Origin of the sequence: Streptomyces sp. WM6386 (assembly GCF_000972385.1) — a bacterium.
Lineage (GTDB): Bacteria > Actinomycetota > Actinomycetes > Streptomycetales > Streptomycetaceae > Streptomyces.
The window spans coordinates 109,574-127,422 of sequence record NZ_JXTE01000001.1; the positions used below are offsets into that span (position 1 = coordinate 109,574).

A 17,849-nucleotide genomic window follows, 5' to 3' on the forward strand; every position below is an offset into this window, starting at 1 on the left:
GGCCCTCAGGGCGCGCCCGGCGTCACCAGCCCGGTCTCGTACGCGCAGATCACCGCCTGCACCCGGTCCCTGAGCCCCAACTTGCCGAGCACATTGCTGACATGGGTCTTCACGGTGTGCTCGCTGACGAACAGGGACGTCGCGATCTCGGCGTTGGACAGGCCGCGGGCGAGCATCAGCAGGGTCTCCACCTCGCGCGCGGTCAGCACGTCCAGGCGCCGCGAGGAGACGTCGGCCGCGGCCTCCTCCCGGCGCCGCTTCACGATGTCCGCGACCAGCCGCCGGGTCACCGCGGGCGCGAGCAGCGAGTCGCCGGCCGCGACCACCCGTACCGCGTGCACCAGGTCGTCGCGGCGCACGTCCTTCAGCAGGAAGCCGCTGGCGCCCGCGTACAGCGCCTCGTACACGTACTCGTCCAGGTCGAACGTGGTCAGCATGACGACCTTGCACGCGGACTGCGCGCACACCCGCCGGGCCGCCTGGAGGCCGTCCATCACGGGCATGCGGATGTCGAGCAGCAGCACGTCGGGCGTGTGCCGCTGCACCGCCGCGACCGCCTGTGCCCCGTCGCCGGCCTCGGCGACCACCTCGATGTCCGCCTGCGCCTCCAGGATCATGCTGAAGCCGCTGCGGACCAGTTCCTGGTCGTCCGCGACGACCACTCGGATGCTCACCCCGGCGCCGCCTGCCGGTCCCCCACCGGAAGGCGTACGACGACCCGGAACCCGCCGTCCGGACCCCGCCCGGTGCGCGCGTCACCGCCGCAGGCCGCGGCCCGTTCCCGGATGCCGATCAGCCCGTGGCCACCGCCCGGGGCCGTGGGGCCCTGCCCGTCGTCCGTCACCGACACCGTCAACGCCTCCTCCGCCCAGTCGAGTTCGACGATCGCGAAGGAAGCGTACGCGTGCTTGACCGTGTTGGTGAGAGCCTCCTGGATCACGCGGTAGACCGCGATGTCGGTGTCCGGCGGCAGCGGCTTCGGCTCACCCCCGGCCCGCAACTCGACCCGCAGGCCCGTCGATTCACGGACCTGCCGGACGAGTACGGGCAGTGCCTTGATGCCCGGCTGCGGTGAAGTCCCGTTGCGCTGTTCGTCCTTGAGGACACCGAGGATCCGCCGCAGCTGCGACATGGCGTCCCGCCCGGCCGCCGCGATCGCCTCGAACGCGGCTTCCGCCCGCGCCGGATCACTGCGCACCACGACCGGCCCGGCCTCGGCCTGCACCACCATCAGGCTCACCGCGTGCGCCAGGATGTCGTGCATGTCCCGGGCGATCCGGGCGCGTTCCTGCGCCGTCGCCCGTGCCGTGTCCGCGGCCCGCTCCCGTTCCAGCCGCCGGGCCCGGTCCTCCAGTTCGGCGGTGTAGGCGCGTTGGACGCGGGCCAGCATCCCGAGGGCGTACGCGCAGGCGACGCTCAGCAGCTGGAAGGCGTACTCGAAGGGCTCCGCGCCCTCCTTGTGGAGCATGGTGACCGAGACGCCGATCGACCAGCCCACCAGCATGAAGCGCCGCTGCGTGGGCGTGCCCCGGGCGGCCATGGTGTAGAGGACGACGAGACCGCCGTACATCACGTCCGGCGGCGGGGCGTGGTGGACGGCCTGGGCGGGCGTGGCCACCGACACCGCGCACGCCGTTACGAAGGGGGCGCGGCTGCGCCACACCAGAGGGAGTGCCGTGGCCGCGCCGAGCAGCCAGCCGAGCCGGGAGAGCGGGTCGTCCCCCTCGTCGGGGAAGATCCACTGGAGCGAGGCGGCGAACAGCACGAGCGCGGCGAGCGCCGTGTCGACGACATACGGATGCGTCGTACGCAGCCGTGCGGCGACCGGCGTGAACCAGGACTGGGCGGACATGAGCGGCTCCTCGGGGCAAGGGCCGTACCAGTATCGCGAGGGGTGTGCTGCCCGGCCTCGCCGGTGAGAGGGATATCTCCGGGGCGTGGTGGCGTGGCGGGGCCAGTGCTCACCCCGCCGCCGTACCCGCCTCCGGCTGCCACCCCAGCGCCCGCGATATCCCCCGCGCAGCCAACCGCACCGCCGGCACCAGTACCGGTACCTGTGCGTCGGCCTGCGGCACCACGATCGACACGGCGGCCGCCACCGCCGTGCCCGTTCCGCGTACGGGGGCGGCCACCGACAGGGCGTCGTCGGTGACCTGGCGGTCGCTCACCGCCACCCCCGTGCGCCGTACGTCGGCCAGGACCCGGCGCAACCGGGCCGGGTCGGTGATGGTGTACGGGGTGAAGGAGGTCAACGGGCCCGCGCAGTACCGCTCCTGGAACTCCGGGCTCTCGTGCGCGAGCAGGGCGAGGCCGACGCCGGTGGCGTGCAGCGGCCAGCGGGCGCCGACCCGGATGTGGACGCCGACCGACGAACGGCCCGACAGCCACTCGATGTAGACGACCTCGCCGCCGTCCCGTACGGCCAACTGCACGTTCTCGTGGGTGGCTTCGTACAGGTCCTCCAGGTACGGCAGCGCGATCTGGCGCAGCGCGAGCCCGCGCGGGGCGAGCGCCGCGATCTCCCACAGTCGCAGTCCCACGTGGTACACGCCGGACTGGTCCCGCTCCAGGGCGCCCCACTCGGTGAGGGCGCCCACGAGCCGGTGTGCGGTGGTCAGGGTCAGCCCGGCCCGCCGGCTGATGTCCGTCAGGCTCAGTGCCGGATGCTCGTGGTCGAACGCGGCGAGCACGGACAGTAGTCGTTCGGGCGCGGTGGGGGCGCCCCCGCTCGGGCGAAGCCGAGAGTGGGGGAGGACGGTCATGGCCGGGTGTCTCCCGGGTGGGCGAGGTCGTACGGGCGGGGGTAGGCGGTGGGGCGGTAGCTCACGTATCGGGGTGTCGTCGCCGAATCCTCTTGTGACGCACGGGCGTTGAGGGCCTGCGGCGAGGCGTCCCAGCGGCCGGTGTCCAGGCGGTGTTCCAGGGTGCGCAGGGCGCCGGTCATTTCACCCGTGGTGAAGGCGCAGTGGCCGGGCCCGTCGACGTAGGCCTGGCTGAGCAGCCTGCCGGAGTGCCCCGCCGTGGCGGCCCGTCGGTAGGCGCTCTCGGCCTGGACGGGGATCAGCGCGTCGCCGGTCGTGTGGATGTCGAGCTGGGGGTCGGTGAGCCGGCCCGAGAGCGTGCTGGTCTGCCGCATCCACCGTACGGCCTTGGCGTCGGCGGATATCCGGGGTGCGCGGTCGAGGGTCTTGAGGTCGGTGCGCAGGGCGAGTCCCGCCTCCTTGTAGAGCTCCGTCACCTCTTTGAACAGCGGGGACCGGGCGAGCATCGCCGTGTAGTCGACGCCCGTGTTCCAGGACATGTTGCCGCCTGCCCGGCTCTCGGCCTCCTGCCGCCAGCTGAAGGCGGGGCGACCCAGGAGGCCGGAGACCGCCGCGTACTGGTTGGCCTGCTGGGCGTTCCAGTCGGTGGGGGCGGGCTCGGTCTGGGAGGCGTCGTTGTGGCCGGGGATGTTGTGCAGGGCGGCGGCCAGTGCGATACGGGCCCGGCCCTCGGGCGTCCGCTGGGCGTCGGTGACCTTCGCGGCGAGCGCGTTCGCGGCACCGACGGCCGCCGACTGGTCGGTGAAACCGGTGAGCTGGATGCCGGCGCCCGGCGCGAGCAGCGTCCTGAGCGCGAACACCGGGTCCAGGGTGCTGTTCCAGTTCGCGACACCGCCCTGCACAAGCCCGCACATCGACAGCGAGCCGTCGAACCGGTCGGCGTACCGCTCGGCGAGGGTCGTCGTGACGAAACCGCCGTACGACGTGCCCCAGGCGATGGTCTCCCGGGCCTTGCCGAACTTCTCACCGAACAGGTCCAGCGTGGCCAGTTGGTCCGGCACGGCGTCCGTGATCGCCCAGCCGTTCGTCGCGTACGAGGAGCCGATGAGCGCGTACCCCTCGTCGAGGAGCTTGGTGAGGGTGGCCGAACTGGGCGCGTTCTGCGCGGAGACGGGGGCCGCGGTGGGGCGGTAGCCGTGGCTGTAGAGCAGCACGGTGCCGTTCCAGTCGGCGGGGACGTCCATCAAGTACTTGGCGCCCGAGGGGAGTTGCCCTTCGAGGTGGGTGTCCGTGGCGGCGGCCTGGGCGGGGACGGCGACGGCTGTGCACAGGGTCGCGGTCAGTACGGCGAGAGCGGTGGGGGTTCTCAACGCGGGGTCCCTTCCGATGCGGGGCGGGAGTGCGGGACGCGAGTGAAGTTAGGTAACGCTTTGCGCTGCCGTCAATAAGGTGCACAACATCAGCTGAGTCCGTCCTCCGCGATCCGCAACAGCAGCCCGTGCAGGGCCTCCCGCTCGGTGGCGTCCAGCGGGCCCAGGAGCTCGTTCGTCACCCGCAGGCCCGCCTCGTCGGTGTCCCGCAGGAACGCGCGGCCGTCCTCGGTCAGGACGACGATCCGGCTGCGGCGGTCGTCGGGGGAGGGGCGCCGCTCGGCGAAGCCCAGCTTCTCCAGGTCGTCGACCAGACCGACGATCGCGCTCGGGTCGTAGCCGAGCCGATGGCTCAGTTCGCGCTGCAGCGCGCCGTCGGAACCGGCGAGGAAGCGCAGCACGGCGTAGTGGCGCAGCCGCAGCCCCGACTCCTGGAGGAACGTGTTGAACAGCTGCCCCGAGCGCAGCCCCAGGCGATACAGCAGATAGCCCGTGTCGGCGTGCAGCCCGCGCATCCACGGCTCGTCCGCGTCGATCAGGTTCGGGTCCGTGAGGTGCTGGCGTGTGATGGCGGGCTCCCTGGGTCGGTCTCTTGTGCGGATTCCAGCATGACGCACCCGTAGGTCATCAACAACTATTGACGTCAACAATTATTGCTCTTAGCTTCGATCTCGGCAGCGGAGCCGCACGGCGGCCTCCGCACCACCCGCATCAGCTCGTGAAGGGACCTCCCCCGTGCCCAGCATCGATCTCTCCGGCAAGGTCGCCGTCGTCACCGGCAGCGGCCGGGGCCTCGGCCTCGCCTATGCGCACGCCCTCGCCGCCCACGGGGCGTCCGTGGTCGTCAACGACGTCGACGAGGCGGTTGCCGAGGCGGCCGTGAAGTCCATCACCGAGGCCGGCGGCAGCGCCGTCGCCGAGGTCGTCCCCGTCGGCACCACCGAGGCCGCCGAGCGGCTCGTGAACAGGGCCGTCGAGGAGTTCGGACGGATCGACATCCTGGTCACCAACGCGGGCATCCTGCGCGACAAGGTGCTCTGGAAGATGACCGACGACGACTTCGACGCGGTGATCACCACTCACCTCAAGGGCACCTTCACCTGCGCCCGCGCCGCCGCCGTCCGGATGCGCGAGCAGGGCGAGGGCGGCTCCCTGATCCTGGTCGGCTCCCCGGCCGGGCAGCGCGGCAACTTCGGGCAGACGAACTACGCCGCCGCCAAGGCCGGCATCGCCGCCTTCGCCCGCACCTGGTCCATGGAGCTGGGCCGCGCCGGCATCACCGTCAACGCGATCGTCCCCGTCGCCGCGACCGCGATGACCGAGACCATCCCCGCCTTCGCCCCGTACATCGAGGCCATGAAGCAGGGCGAGCCGCTCCCGGACTTCCTCCGCAAGGGCGAGGGCTTCGGCACCCCCGAGGACTGCGCGGCCCTCGTCCCCTTCCTCGCCTCCGAGGCCGCCCGCGCCATCACCGGCCAGGCCATCGGCATCGGTGGCGACAAGGTGGCACTCTGGTCGCATCCGCAGGAGATCAAGGCGGCCTACGCCGACGGCGGCTGGACCCCCGACACGCTCGCCGACGCCTTCCCGACGTCGGTGGGCGCCGAGCTCCAGTCCGTCGGTATCCCGGCACCCAAGTTCCCGGAGGCGTGACCATGGCGACCCTCAACGTCGAGGAACTCGTCGCGATCGACGTCCACACCCACGCGGAGGTCTCCTCCAAGGGCCACTCCTCCCTGGACGACGACCTCCACGACGCCTCCTCCGCCTACTTCAAGGTCGAGGGCAAGCGGAAGCCGACCCTTCAGGAGACGGCCGCCTACTATCGCGAGCGGAAGATGGCCGCCGTGATCTTCACGGTGGACGCCGAGTCCGCGACCGGCACCGCGCCCGTCCCGAACGAGGAGGTCGCCGAAGCGGCGGCCGCCAACTCCGACGTCCTGATCCCCTTCGCCTCCATCGACCCCTTCCGCGGCAAGGCGGGCGTCAAGCAGGCCCGCCGCCTGGTCGAGGAGTACGGGGTGAAGGGCTTCAAGTTCCACCCCAGCATCCAGGGCTTCTTCCCCAACGACCGCTCGGTGGCGTACGACCTCTACGAGGTCATCGAGGAGACGGGCACCATCGCCCTCTTCCACACCGGGCAGACGGGCATCGGCGCCGGGGTCCCGGGCGGCGGCGGGATCAGGCTCAAGTACTCCAACCCCCTCCACGTCGACGACGTGGCGGCCGACTTCCCGCACCTGAAGATCATCCTGGCGCACCCGTCCTTCCCCTGGCAGGACGAGGCCCTGGCCGTCGCCACCCACAAGCCGGGCGTCCACATCGACCTGTCCGGCTGGTCGCCGAAGTACTTCCCTCCGCAGCTGGTGCAGTACGCGAACACCCTGCTCAAGGACAAGGTCCTCTTCGGCTCCGACTTCCCCGTCCTCACCCCCGACCGCTGGCTCGCGGACTTCGAGAAGCTGTCGATCAAGGACGAGGTCAAGCCGAAGATCCTCAAGGAGAACGCCGCCCGTCTGCTCGGGCTGACGAAGCCGTAAGGGGCCCCGCATGCGCAACGAGGGACTGGGGTCATGGCCCGCACGCCGGGCCCGCAAGACCCCGCACCGCACGGCTCTGGTCCACGGCGAACAGTCGACCGACTACCGCACACTGCATACACGAACCACGCGCCTGGCCCACGCCCTGCGCGCCAGGGGCGTCCGCCGCGGCGACCGCATCGCCTACCTCGGCCCGAACCACCCCTCCTACCTGGAGACCCTGTTCGCGGCAGGCACCCTCGGCGCGGTCTTCGTCCCGCTCAACACCCGACTGGCGGGCCCCGAGATCGCCTACCAGCTCGCCGACTCCGGGGCCAAGGCCCTCGTCTACGGGCCGTCGCACGCCGGGCTGGTCGCCGGGCTCCCGGGCAGCACCGACGTGCGCATGTACGTCGAGGTCGGCGCCGAGTACGAGGAGGCGCTGGCGTCGGCCTCCGAGGAGGCCATCGACCAGCCGGTCACCCCGGACGACACCTGCATCATCATGTACACCTCGGGGACGACCGGACGCCCCAAGGGCGCCATGCTCACCCACGCGAACCTGACCTGGAACGCGATCAACGTCCTCGTCGACACCGACCTGATCGCCGACGAACGCGCCCTGGTCTCCGCCCCGTTGTTCCACACGGCCGGGCTGAACATGCTGACGCTGCCGGTCCTGCTCAAGGGCGGCACCTGTGTCCTGGTCGAGGCCTTCGACCCGGCGGCCACCCTCGACCTGATCGAACGGCACCGGATCACCTTCATGTTCGGGGTGCCGACGATGTTCGAGCAGGTGGCCCGGCATCCGCGCTGGGCCGACGCCGACCTCTCCTCCCTGCGGATCCTGACCTGCGGCGGCTCCCCGGTGTCCACACCGCTGATCGCCGCCTACCAGGAGCGAGGTCTCACCTTCCTTCAGGGCTACGGCATGACGGAGGCGAGCCCCGGCACGCTGTTCCTGGACGCGGAGCACGCGCTCAGCAAGGCGGGCTCGGCGGGCGTACCGCACTTCTTCAGCGACGTACGGGTGGTCAGGCCCGACCTCACCCCCGCCGACGTCGGCGAGACCGGCGAGGTCCACGTCCGCGGACCCCATGTCATGCCCGGCTACTGGGGGCTGCCCGAGGAGAGCGCAGCCTCCTTCGCGGACGGCTGGTTCCGCAGCGGGGACGCCGCCCGGGTCGACGAAGACGGCTACGTGCATATCGTCGACCGCATCAAGGACATGATCATCTCCGGTGGTGAGAACGTCTATCCCGCCGAGATCGAGGACCTGCTCCTCTCCCACCCCGACATCGTCGAGTGCGCGGTCATCGGAGTGCCGGACGACAAGTGGGGCGAGGTACCGCGCGCGGTCGTCGTGCCCCGTGAGGGTGCCTCGCTCGACGCCGACGAGGTGCTGGCCGCCCTGTCGGGCCGCCTCGCCAAGTACAAGATCCCGAAGTCGGTGGTCATCGCGGACGAACTGCCGCGCACCGCCTCCGGAAAGCTCCTCAAGTCCCGTGTCCGTACCCGGTACGGCAACAGTGAAGGAACCTCATGAGCATCACCGTGAACGGCATCGACGAACTCAAGAAGCTGGCGGGCAGCGACCTCGGAACCAGCGAGTGGATCGAGGTCACCCAGGAGCGCATCAACACGTTCGCCGACGCCACGGGCGACCACCAGTGGATTCACGTCGACCCCGAGAAGGCCGCCGAGGGGCCGTTCGGCGCCCCCATCGCGCACGGCTATCTGACCCTCTCCCTCTTCATCCCGCTCTTCACCGAGCTGCTGGACGTCCAAGGCGTCACGACGAAGGTCAACTACGGCCTGAACAAGGTCCGTTTCCCCTCGCCGGTGAAGGTCGGCTCGCGCATCCGTCTGGTCGGCAGGCTGGCCGAGGTCGAGGACGTGGCGGGCGGGGTGCAGATCACCGTCGACGGCACGATCGAGATCGAGGGCGGGGCCAAGCCGGCGGCCGTGCTGCAGAGCCTGTCCCGCTTCTACGCCTGATCAGGGCGTACGGGCACCAGGTCGAGGAGACGTTCCGAGGCGTCCCGCGCCAGCGGGGTGAGCCGCTCGTACACCGCGCGGAACGTCTTCTCCGCCTGCTCCGCCGGCCAGTCGTCCGGCAGGTGCTTGACCGGCAGTCGCGGATCGCGGCGGATGACCCGCAGCCACTCCGCCTGGAGCAGCAGCCGCTGAGCCAGGGCCTCGTCGGCTTCCCGCGCCCGGGTCTCCCAGGGCTGCCAGCGTCGTACGAACTGCTCGTAGCGCTCGGCCAGTTCGGCCAGCTCCCAGGTCTCCTCGATCATCGCGCCGATGTCCATGCCGGTGTCGGCGTGCGCGCGGAAGACCTTCACATGGGCGGACAGGCCCAGGTCGGCGACGAGTTCCGCGACGTCGACCTCGCCGGGCGCGATCCACAGGCCGCTGAAGAGCGGGCCGAAGCCGCTCCAGGTCAGCTTGGAGCGCAGGTCGTGGCGCTGCCGCTGCCAGGACTCGGGGAGCGAGAAGCCGAGCAGCGTCCAGGTGCCGTCCCACTGCCGGTTGACGGCACCGGTCTGCCAGATGCGCCGCTCACCGTCGCGCAGCACGGCCTCCGAGTGCTCGGTCAGCCCGAAGTACATGCGGCGGCCCTCACGCTGGCGGCGCAGCAGGCCGCGATTCACCATCCGCGTCAGTGTCGAGCGCGTCGCCTGCTCGCCGATCCCGGCGCGGGCGAACACGTCGATGACGCTGCCCGAGTACACGCACACATCACGCCCCAGTACCTGGTCGCCCAGGAACGTGAGCATGAGGGGCTGGGGCCGCAGCGACTCTTCCGTGGTCACGCGGCCACCGTACCTCGCTCCGATCAGCCTGTGACCCAAGGCCCTGCCGCCGGACTCCCGCCTGCTCGGAGGGGTCCGGCACGCACGCTCGCCGCGTTGCCGGAAGGCCCTAGCAGCTCCGCTACGAGGACCTTCCGGCGCCTTGCGATCGCACGCACCGGACCCCTCCGAGCCTGCCCTGCGGGCGGACGACGGGAGTCCGGCGGCAGGGCCTAGCGGTACGAGTACACGGCCGTGGCGACCGCACACGCGCCCGGCGGAATCATCTCCGCCCGGAGCGTGCCGCTGGTCGGGTCGTAGTCGACGCCCTCGGTCTCGAAGGAGCCGTCCGTGCAGACGCTGCGCTGCGGCAACGCGAAGAGGCTCCTCACCGCGCCCGTGATCGGCTGCCCGTCCAGCTTGCGGGGCAGGTCGACCTGGAGCAGCGGACGGATCTGGGGGAACAGCGTCCCCGTGGCGTCGTTCGAGGCGCACACCAGCCGCGTGTCCGTCACGAAGTCACAGCCCTGGATGTCGCGCACCGGCTTGTCCAGGGTGATCTGCCAGGCCTCCTTCAGTGCCCCGCCGGTGGGCGGGGTGGCCGGGTTGAGCAGGGGAGCGGGGAAGACCTGGAGTCTGTTCTGGTCGCCCCACTCGCCCGACACCAGCCACTGCCCGTCCGGCGAGACGGTCGCGAAGGAGTTGTTCAGCTTCTCGCCCGGGTCGAGCCGGTGGACGTACTCGTAACGCTTCCCGGCCGGTGTGGTGACCGCGAACATCTTCGACGTGGCGGTGTCCGGGCCCTGGTAGGCGTCGAAGGTGTACCCGCGCGCGATGTCCGGGTCGCCGACGTGGTTCCAGCCCTTGAGCCGCAGGTCCAGCGGGATGGAAGCGAGCCCGCGGTACAGCAGCGTGCCGTCCGCGCGGCTCGCCAGTCCCTGGCCGCCGCCGAGTGTGTCCGTGTAGGCGGTGCCGGTCTCGACCCAGTGCGGTTCACCGGTCGCCGACGCGGTGCCCGCGGCTCCGAGTACGAGTGATCCTAATAAGCAGCCCAGGGTGAGGAGATGACGCTTCATCAGGCACCTGCCACGTCGATGAACACCGGGTTGGAATAGAACCACGTATCCGCCCACGGGTCACCGTTCCCGGGCTCGTGCGGGATCGGCCCGTTCGGGTCGATCGAGGCGCCGAGGTACCCCGCACCATGGCGGTTGCCGTCGCTGCCGCGCAGCCGGACGTAGAAGGACTCGTCCCCGGCGGTGAGCGGGATGCGCAGGGTGTACGTCCCCTTGCGGCCCGACACATCCTTCGTCTGGACGACCTTGGTGTCCGGCGCCTTCCACGTGTCCCGGTCGGTGACCGCGCCGCGCACCGCGCCCCGGATCACGTCGACGTGCTGGAGCTCCGGCAGGATGCCCTGCGCGTTGGGGCGGGAGGCGGTGGTGACGGTGACGTACAGGCTGATCCTCTCGCCCTTGCGCACGCGCAGCCGGCCGCCCAGCGTGACGCCCCGCCCCGCGTCGCAGTCCCGCTTGACCCGTACGTCGAGCCCGTCGAGCAGATGCCCGTGGTCCAGCCAGACGCGGCCCGCGCGCAGGCCCGCCATGACGGCGCGGTAGCCGTAGCGGGTGGTGCCCACGTGGGTGCGGCTGAACTGGCCGGGCCAGAAGTCGCTTCCGGCCTGCGGGGTGTCGGTGTTCACCGGGTCGGGGAGCCTGCCGGTGTTGTCGAAGTTCTGGCCGGCCGGCCAGTCGCCGTTCTTCCACGTGTCGAAGACGGTGCGGTGGTTGTCGGAGTTGGTGGTGATCGAGAACAGCCTGCCCTCGGCCAGCAGCGCGTCCCACAGCCCGCCGACGGTCGCCGTCGCCCAGTCGAAGCCGCCGTAGGTGAGGTAGGCGTCCGCCGGATAGCCGGACCAGGACTGGGCGGACGGCTTGTTCTCGTACTCGCCGCGGATCGAGGTCGTGCCGCGCCAGCCGGGGATGGCCGCGCCCTGCGCGCCCGGCGCCCCCTCCATGCCGATCATGATCTCGGGGGCCGCGTCCCGCCAGTTGCGCATCTCGTGCGGGGAGTCGATGCCGAGTCGCAGCGGGTGGTTGGCGAGGACGAGGACGTCGTCGACATAGCCCGAACGGCGCTGCTCGGCCAGCCACTTGATCGCCTTGACGGCATGCGCCTCGTTGCGCGCGGTGTCGGTCGCGCCGGCGGAGCCCTCGGTGTAGTTGAGCAGCTTGCCGTCGTAGGCGAGCTCGAACTGCGTGAGCAGGTCCACCTCGTGGGGGCCGGGCGCCGCGAACACCGTGCAGTGCTCGGCCGCCGGGATGTACCACTCAAGACCCTGGAAGATCAGCTGACGCGGGTTCTCCGCACGGGCCTTGAGGATCTCCTCGTGCTCCAGCTTCGCACCGTAGTAGGCATGTCCGAAGTTGGAGTGCTCGTTGAACACCATCCAGTCCAGGCCGTACCGGGCGGCCGCCTTCGCCTGCTGGGAGAACGTGTACTTGGCGTCGTGGCTGTAGACGGAGTGGACGTGGTGGTCGCCCACCAGATACGCCAGCCTCGGGTCGTCGCCCCCGAAGCGCTGCGGGGAGGCGGCGGCGGGCACGGCGGCCGAGCCGAGAGTGAAGGCGGCGCCGAACAGGCCCGCGCGGCGCAGGAGTCCGCGCCTGGACAGCCCCTGCGGGTCGAGTGCGGCGGGCGAGACGGAGGGGTCGGCCCAGTCGGGCAGTTGCTGCTCGGTCATGGTGATCCTCGAGAAGGGGGTCAGTGCGTCATGAAGGAGGTGACGGGCAGCGCCCGTTCGACGATGCGGACGTCGCCGAGGCGTCCGTGCAGGATCTGGTCGATCTTCCCGCCGTACTCGTAACCGCCCAGCAGCCACGGGAGTCCGACGGAGGCGATGCCGATCGAGGTGGCCTTCGGATTGCGGACCACGGGGCACCCCTCGACGTAGAGAGTGGTGTGCCTGCCGTCGTTGACGACCGCGAGGTGCCACCAGGTCTCCAGCGGGGTCTCCTGGCCCCAGTTGGTGGCGATGCCCTGCTGGTTGAGCGGGCGCATCGCCCACTGCGGCTCGCGGTCGTTGGACAGCGACAGCGTGGCCAGCGGCTCGTCGGGGTCGTCGCCCGTCTTGCCGGCGGCGCCGCCCGTGCCGGTGCGGCTGACGATGCCGGACCAGGCGTGATGGGAGGGGTCCCAGTCGGCGGGGAGCCGGTAGAAGGCCTCGATGGTGTAACCGGCCTTGAACGTCGCCGAGTTGAGCGGGGCGCCGTCGACCGTGCGCAGATACGCGCCCTTCAGCGGGGACTTGTAGCCCTGGAACTCCAGGCTGCCGTGCCCGGGTTGATCGGGGTGGTGGTCGGCGGACCAGCCCAGCGTGCCACCGCCCACGGTGACCAGGGAGAGGTCGTTGCCGCGGCCGGACAGGTCGCGGACGGTGTCCTTCGCCGCCGACTCGAAACGCCAGTAGGCCACCGTGCCCGGTATCAGGAGCCGCGACACCGGGCGCTCGGCCCGCGCGGGCACCGGATCGAATCCGGAGAACCGCTCGGCGAAGTCGACCTCGACCGTGAACCGGTCGGCGTCACCGCTGAGTTCGATCTCCTGCCGCTCCAGCTCGTTGAGGCCCCTGCCCGCCCGGCCCAGGATCCACGGCGAGACCGTCTCGACGTCGATGACGTTGCGGTCGAGGTCGAAACGGTAGAGGCGGATCATCGCCGCGCCGCCGAAGTAGCGGTTCTGGTAGTTCGTCAGATGCAGGTGGACGTCATGTCCCGCCGCGTTCTCGCGGGTTGCGCGACCGGCGGGCCAGTAGTGGCCGTTGAGGGTGAGGAAGATCTGGTCGTGGTCCTCGATCAGCTGGTCCCACAGCTGCTGACCGTAGGCCGACAGGGTGTCGTCCTCGACGACCAGCTCGTGGGTGGTGAGGATGACGGGTGTCTTCGGGTGCTGCGCGAGGACGTCCTTCGCCCACGCGTACCCCTTCGCCGACAGCCGCCAGTCCAGCGCCAGGACCATCCACTCGCGGCCCGCGGCCTTGAACAGGTGGAAGGTGTTGTAGCCGTCGGAGGAGGCCCCGCTGTAGGTCGACTTGCCCCGGAACCGGTCGGGCCCGAAGGCGTCCAGATACGGCGTCGAACCGCGCTGGTCGTCCGTCGACGACTTCACGTCGTGATTGCCGGCCAGGACGCTGTAGCCGACACCACGCCGGTCCAGCAGCTCGAACGCCTCGCTGATCGCGGCGACTTCGGCCGCCGCACCGTTCTGAGTGAGGTCGCCGAGGTGGGACAGGAAGACGAGGTTCTCGTCCTTCCCATGGTCCAGGAGATAACGCAGGGACGCCTCGACGGGTGCCTTGTCGATGCTCGGCCCGTCGAAGAGGTACTGCGTGTCGGGCATCACCGCGAGGGTGAAGCGCCGACTGTCGGTGTCGGGCCGCCAACGGCTGTGGGCGGCGGCCTCGGCCACGCCCGGCAGCGCGACACCGGCCGTGGCGGCGGCGCCGAGCAGCGCGGTCGCCCGGAGGAAACTGCGGCGTCCGGCGCCCGCCTGGGCATGCTCGGACCCGTGCTCATGCGAAGTGCACACGTGTGCTCCGTAAAAGGGGTGAAATCCGGTGGAGTTCAGAGAGTGCGCAGGGTCCAGCTCCAGCGGTGGACACCCGGTGCGACCAGGTAGGAAGGGAAGGTGTCGGGGCCGCACGAAGCCGTGCCGAGACCCCGGTGGGCCGCGTCGAGGTGCACCACGCACCCGGCACGCGGCGCCAGTTGGTCGTGATGGGTGACGGAGGTGAGGTCCTCGGCCCGGTAGCGGGTCACGGAGACCTGGCGCGGCTCGTCCAGCGCGACCGTCAGCCCGTTCGCGTCGGGCGCCGAGAGCGTGAAGCGCCGTACGCCGTGGCGGCCGCCGCTCTCCTGCGGACGCAAGTAGGGGGTGAACAACTCGTCGACCGGCACGCGGTGATGGCCCACGGGCGCGCCCGCGCTCCGGTCGGGGTACGACTCCCAGGGCCCCTGCCCGAACCACTCCAGCAGGTCCAGGCCCGCCACCGTCTCGAACACCGACCCGACCCGCGCCACGTCGTGGAACTCCGCCGGCAGCTCGGCCTCCTCGTCGATCCGTACGCCGCCCTCGACCGGCGTGAGAACCTGCCGGTGCCGCACGACGCCGAGCGTGCCGGCGTACTCCGCGACCACGGTCGTCCGGCCGTCGTCCTCGCGCACCGACACCGCCTTGCGGACGAGCGAGTCGAGCCCCCAGGTCCGCCAGCGCAGCGCCGTGCCGCCCAGCTCGTCGTTGTCGGTGGGCGCCCGCCACAGGGACAGGATGGGGGCGGCGGTGAGCAGGGGGTGGACCAGCAGCCCGTCGGCGTCGACCTCGACGGAACGATTCTCCGGGGAAGCGGGGACCGTGGCCGCCTCGCGCAGCCGCACCTGAGGCAGACACACCACCGTGCCCCGCGGCGCCCATGCCTCGTCCCGCGCGGTCGTCACCCTGAGCGTCAGCCAGGCCTCGCCGCCCTCACGCGGTACCTCGAAGGGCAGCGGCACGACCGCCGTCGCACCGGGCCGCAGATCCGGCAGCTCGGCGGGCGCGGTCACCGTGTCGCCGTCGGCGAGCGACAGCTCCCACTCGCCGGCCAGCCAGTCCAGGCCGCGGAAGTGCTGATGGTTGCCGAGCACGATGCCCTCGTGCTTGAAGCACTCGATACGCACCGGCGCCGCGATCTCCCGGTGCTCGTACATCGCGGGCTTGGGCGTGCGGTCGGGGAACACGACGCCGTCGGCGATGAAGGCGCCGTCGTGGATGGTCTCGCCGAAGTCGCCGCCGTACGCCCAGCGATGGCCCGGCGCGGCGACACCGTTGTCATAGAGCCCGGCGCCCCCACGCCCGACCGGTCTTCCGTCGTTCACACCTTGGAGGATGCCGTGGTCCCAGAACTCCCAGATGAACCCGCCCTGAAGACCTGGCGTTGACTCGATGGCCGCCCAATGGTCCGCCAGCGTGCCGTTGCTGTTGCCCATGGCGTGCGAGTACTCGCACTGGATGAGCGGCCTGGTCTGCTCGCCGGACAGCGCATGGGCGACACAGTCCTCCAGCGGCGCGTACATGGGGCAGGCGATGTCGGAGGCGTCGTCCGTCGCCGCCCAGTCGAGCTTGGCCGCGCCCTCGTACTGGATCGGCCGCGTCGGATCGTGCCGGCGCACCCAGCCCGCCGCGGCGTCGTGGTTGGCGCCGTAGTCGGACTCGTTGCCCAGCGACCAGGTGATCACCGACGGATGGTTCTTGTCGCGGAGCACCATCCGCGAGACCCGGTCGACGAAGGCGTTCAGATAGCGCGGATCGTCGGCGATCTCATGGGCATGGTCGTGGGACTCGATGTCCGCCTCGTCGACGACGTAGAAGCCGAGTTCGTCGGCGAGGTCGTACAGCCCGGGGTCGTTGGGGTAGTGGGCGGTGCGGATCGCGTTGAAGCCGAACCGCTTCAGCAGGACGAGATCCGCGCGCATGTCGTCGTACGACACCGTCCGGCCCGTCAGCGGATGGAAGTCGTGCCGGTTCACGCCGCGGATGTACACCCGCTCGCCGTTGACGAGGAGGTTGCGGCCGACGATCTCGACGTCGCGGAAGCCGATGCGGTGGTACGAGGTGTCGGCGACCGTCGCGTCGGCGCGGTGCAGGCGGACGGTCAGGCCGTACAGCTCGGGCGTCTCGGCGTTCCAGGTGCGCACGTCGGGCACGGTGGTGTGCAGCCGTACCTCGCCGAGGAAGTCGGAGACCCGCTCGTCCTCGACGTTGGCGCGGTCGAACTCCGCGTCCTGGGCGAGGAGGCGTCCGTCCAGCTCGCCGGTGACGTACCACCCGTCGGGCAGCACGCCACCCGTGTCCCGCACCCGGCAGTCGACGCGCAGCTCTCCGCTGTACGCCGCCTGTACGGTCACGTCCGCGAGATACAGCGGGTCGGTCGCGTACAGCAGCACCGAGCGGGTGATCCCACCGTGCCACCACTGGTCCTGGTCCTCGATGTGGGAGGCGTCGGACCACTTGACGACGGTGAGGCGTACGGTGGCGCGCTCGCCGGGCCGGACGAAGGGCGTGAGGTCGAAGTCGGCGGCGAGGTGGGAGTCCTTGGAGATGCCGACAGGCCGCCCGTCCACCTGCACGAGCAGCACGCTCTCGGCGGCGCCGACCTGGAGCACGATCCGGCGGCCGGTCCACTCGGCTGGGACGTCGACCGTGCGCTCGTACACACCCGTCGGGTTTCTGTATACAGGCGACAGGGGCGGGAATTCCGCATACGGCATACGGATGTTCGTGTACTGCGGCAGGTCGTCAGCGCCCTGAATGGACTGCATGGTCCAGACACCCGGTACGTATGCCGTCGACCATGCACCGCCGACCGGCGCGTCCGGAGCTGGCAGCAACCGGAAGTTCCAGTCGCCGTCCAGGGGGAGTGCTCCGGAGCGCCGGTCGACGGCGTTCATGGGCAGTCGCCCCCAGGAGGTCACCTCGGGTGCCTCCCAGGGACGCAGGGCGAGCAGGGGATCGCTCGTCATCCGCGCACGGCTCCCTTCGCGAGGTCGCCGATGATCTGCTTGGCGCCGATCGCGAACACGATCAGCAGCGGGATGAGGGCGAGCAGGGCGCCGGTCATCACGATGCCGTAGTCGGTGGTGCCGTGGGTGCCGTTGAGCTGGGACAGCGCGACCTGGAGGGTCACGTTGTCCGGGTTGGTGAGGGCGATCAGGGGCCAGGCGAAGTCGTTCCACTGGCCCATGAAGGTGAAGATGCCGAGGAAGGCGAGGCCGGGGCGGACCACCGGGAGCGCCACGTGCCAGTACTGGCGCAGGAAGTTCGCGCCGTCGAGCCTGGACGCGTCGAGCAGTTCGTCGTGGATGGCGGTCTTCATGTACTGGCGCATCCAGAAGATACCGAAGGCGTTGGCGGCGGCCGGCACAACCAGCGCGGTCATCGAGCCGATCCAGCCGATCTTCGCCATGAGGACGAACTGCGGGATGACCGACAGCTGCGCCGGCACCATGAAGATGACCATGAGCAGTCCGAACAGCGGTCCCTTGCCGGGGAATTCGAACTTCGCGAAGACGAAGGCGGCGAGGGAGTCGAAGAGCAGGACCAGGAAGGTCACCGACGCCGCGACCAGCAGCGAGTTCCCCATCGACCCGAAGAAGTCGATGGCGTCGAAGAGATTGCGGACGTTCTGAAGGAAGTGCGTGCCCGGCAGCAGCTTCGGCGGGTAGGAGAAGATCTCCGAGGAGCTGTGCGTCGACATGATCACGGCCCAGTAGAACGGGAAGGCCGAGATCAGCGTGCCGAGGAGCAGCGGGAGGTGCAGCGCGATCCCTCTGCGGCGGGACCCCTTGATGGATGGCATGATGCGCC

15 protein-coding genes are annotated in these 17,849 nt (G+C 70.5%); 4 read left to right on the forward strand and 11 right to left on the reverse strand.

Going from position 1 to position 17,849, the window contains the following annotated elements:
* Window positions 1-5 precede the first annotated feature (5 nt).
* The 5 genes from TN53_RS00430 to TN53_RS00450 all read right to left on the reverse strand — a co-directional run bounded on the left by TN53_RS00430 (window position 6) and on the right by TN53_RS00450 (window position 4,647).
* Window positions 6-674, reverse strand: a complete 669-nt coding sequence (locus TN53_RS00430) for a response regulator (protein ID WP_046256228.1) — start codon at window positions 672-674, stop codon at window positions 6-8.
* Window positions 671-1,852, reverse strand: a complete 1,182-nt coding sequence (locus tag TN53_RS00435; RefSeq protein ID WP_046256229.1) for a sensor histidine kinase — start codon at window positions 1,850-1,852, stop codon at window positions 671-673. Before TN53_RS00435 ends, TN53_RS00430 begins: the two co-directional genes overlap by 4 nt.
* Before the next feature lie 109 nt (window positions 1,853-1,961).
* Window positions 1,962-2,762, reverse strand: coding sequence for an IclR family transcriptional regulator (locus TN53_RS00440; protein ID WP_046256230.1), 801 nt, complete (start codon window positions 2,760-2,762; stop codon window positions 1,962-1,964).
* Window positions 2,759-4,132: an alpha/beta hydrolase family protein gene (locus tag TN53_RS00445; protein WP_046256231.1), complete on the reverse strand. Its 1,374-nt coding sequence runs from the start codon at window positions 4,130-4,132 to the stop codon at window positions 2,759-2,761. The genes TN53_RS00440 and TN53_RS00445 overlap by 4 nt, the downstream gene beginning before the upstream one ends.
* 89 nt (window positions 4,133-4,221) lie before the next feature.
* Complete coding sequence (locus TN53_RS00450) at window positions 4,222-4,647, reverse strand: MarR family winged helix-turn-helix transcriptional regulator (RefSeq protein ID WP_046256232.1); 426 nt, start codon at window positions 4,645-4,647, stop codon at window positions 4,222-4,224.
* Window positions 4,648-4,867: 220 nt separating this feature from the next.
* Between TN53_RS00450 and TN53_RS00455 the strand changes: the two genes are divergently transcribed.
* Genes TN53_RS00455 through TN53_RS00470 form a run of 4 tightly spaced genes read left to right on the forward strand, consistent with a single transcriptional unit; the run spans window position 4,868 to window position 8,649 of the window.
* Window positions 4,868-5,785, forward strand: coding sequence for an SDR family NAD(P)-dependent oxidoreductase (locus TN53_RS00455; RefSeq protein WP_046256233.1), 918 nt, complete (start codon window positions 4,868-4,870; stop codon window positions 5,783-5,785).
* A gap of 2 nt (window positions 5,786-5,787) precedes the next feature.
* Window positions 5,788-6,672 carry an amidohydrolase family protein gene (locus tag TN53_RS00460; RefSeq protein WP_046256234.1) on the forward strand — a complete coding sequence of 295 codons (885 nt, stop codon included), beginning with the start codon at window positions 5,788-5,790 and terminating at the stop codon, window positions 6,670-6,672.
* A 10-nt stretch (window positions 6,673-6,682) separates the two neighbouring features.
* Window positions 6,683-8,197, forward strand: a complete 1,515-nt coding sequence (locus TN53_RS00465; RefSeq protein ID WP_046256235.1) for an acyl-CoA synthetase — start codon at window positions 6,683-6,685, stop codon at window positions 8,195-8,197.
* Window positions 8,194-8,649 (forward strand): MaoC family dehydratase, encoded by a 456-nt coding sequence (locus tag TN53_RS00470; protein ID WP_046256236.1) that lies wholly within the window; start codon window positions 8,194-8,196, stop codon window positions 8,647-8,649. Before TN53_RS00465 ends, TN53_RS00470 begins: the two co-directional genes overlap by 4 nt.
* Here TN53_RS00470 and TN53_RS00475 read toward each other — a convergent pair.
* The 6 genes from TN53_RS00475 to TN53_RS00500 form a co-directional block, all read right to left on the reverse strand.
* Window positions 8,640-9,470, reverse strand: a complete 831-nt coding sequence (locus tag TN53_RS00475; RefSeq protein WP_095046216.1) for a PaaX family transcriptional regulator C-terminal domain-containing protein — start codon at window positions 9,468-9,470, stop codon at window positions 8,640-8,642. The genes TN53_RS00470 and TN53_RS00475 overlap by 10 nt on opposite strands.
* A 212-nt stretch (window positions 9,471-9,682) precedes the next feature.
* Window positions 9,683-10,525 carry a hypothetical protein gene (locus TN53_RS00480; RefSeq protein WP_046256237.1) on the reverse strand — a complete coding sequence of 281 codons (843 nt, stop codon included), beginning with the start codon at window positions 10,523-10,525 and terminating at the stop codon, window positions 9,683-9,685.
* On the reverse strand, window positions 10,525-12,192 hold the full coding sequence (locus tag TN53_RS00485) for a PHP domain-containing protein (RefSeq protein ID WP_046256238.1): 1,668 nt from the start codon (window positions 12,190-12,192) through the stop codon (window positions 10,525-10,527). The genes TN53_RS00480 and TN53_RS00485 overlap by 1 nt, the downstream gene beginning before the upstream one ends.
* A gap of 20 nt (window positions 12,193-12,212) precedes the next feature.
* Window positions 12,213-14,036: a LamG-like jellyroll fold domain-containing protein gene (locus TN53_RS00490; RefSeq protein ID WP_046256239.1), complete on the reverse strand. Its 1,824-nt coding sequence runs from the start codon at window positions 14,034-14,036 to the stop codon at window positions 12,213-12,215.
* Window positions 14,037-14,071: 35 nt separating this feature from the next.
* A complete protein-coding gene (locus TN53_RS00495; protein ID WP_046256240.1) occupies window positions 14,072-17,005 on the reverse strand; it encodes a glycoside hydrolase family 2 TIM barrel-domain containing protein in 2,934 nt (977 codons plus the stop codon).
* Window positions 17,002-17,841 carry a carbohydrate ABC transporter permease gene (locus TN53_RS00500; protein ID WP_046256241.1) on the reverse strand — a complete coding sequence of 280 codons (840 nt, stop codon included), beginning with the start codon at window positions 17,839-17,841 and terminating at the stop codon, window positions 17,002-17,004. The genes TN53_RS00495 and TN53_RS00500 overlap by 4 nt, the downstream gene beginning before the upstream one ends.
* Between the last annotated feature and the right edge of the window lie 8 nt (window positions 17,842-17,849).

Bases quoted from the DNA above. Each gene is read 5' to 3' on its own strand.
- TN53_RS00460 (WP_046256234.1), top strand. From the start codon at position 5,788: ATGGCGACCCTCAACGTCGAGGAACTCGTCGCGATCGACGTCCACACC.
- TN53_RS00485 (WP_046256238.1), bottom strand. From the start codon at position 12,192: ATGACCGAGCAGCAACTGCCCGACTGGGCCGACCCCTCCGTCTCGCCC.
- TN53_RS00440 (WP_046256230.1), bottom strand. From the start codon at position 2,762: ATGACCGTCCTCCCCCACTCTCGGCTTCGCCCGAGCGGGGGCGCCCCC.
- TN53_RS00480 (WP_046256237.1), bottom strand. From the start codon at position 10,525: ATGAAGCGTCATCTCCTCACCCTGGGCTGCTTATTAGGATCACTCGTA.
- TN53_RS00495 (WP_046256240.1), bottom strand. From the start codon at position 17,005: ATGACGAGCGATCCCCTGCTCGCCCTGCGTCCCTGGGAGGCACCCGAG.
- TN53_RS00500 (WP_046256241.1), bottom strand. From the start codon at position 17,841: ATGCCATCCATCAAGGGGTCCCGCCGCAGAGGGATCGCGCTGCACCTC.
- TN53_RS00450 (WP_046256232.1), bottom strand. From the start codon at position 4,647: ATGCGCGGGCTGCACGCCGACACGGGCTATCTGCTGTATCGCCTGGGG.
- TN53_RS00465 (WP_046256235.1), top strand. From the start codon at position 6,683: ATGCGCAACGAGGGACTGGGGTCATGGCCCGCACGCCGGGCCCGCAAG.
- TN53_RS00470 (WP_046256236.1), top strand. From the start codon at position 8,194: ATGAGCATCACCGTGAACGGCATCGACGAACTCAAGAAGCTGGCGGGC.
- TN53_RS00435 (WP_046256229.1), bottom strand. From the start codon at position 1,852: ATGTCCGCCCAGTCCTGGTTCACGCCGGTCGCCGCACGGCTGCGTACG.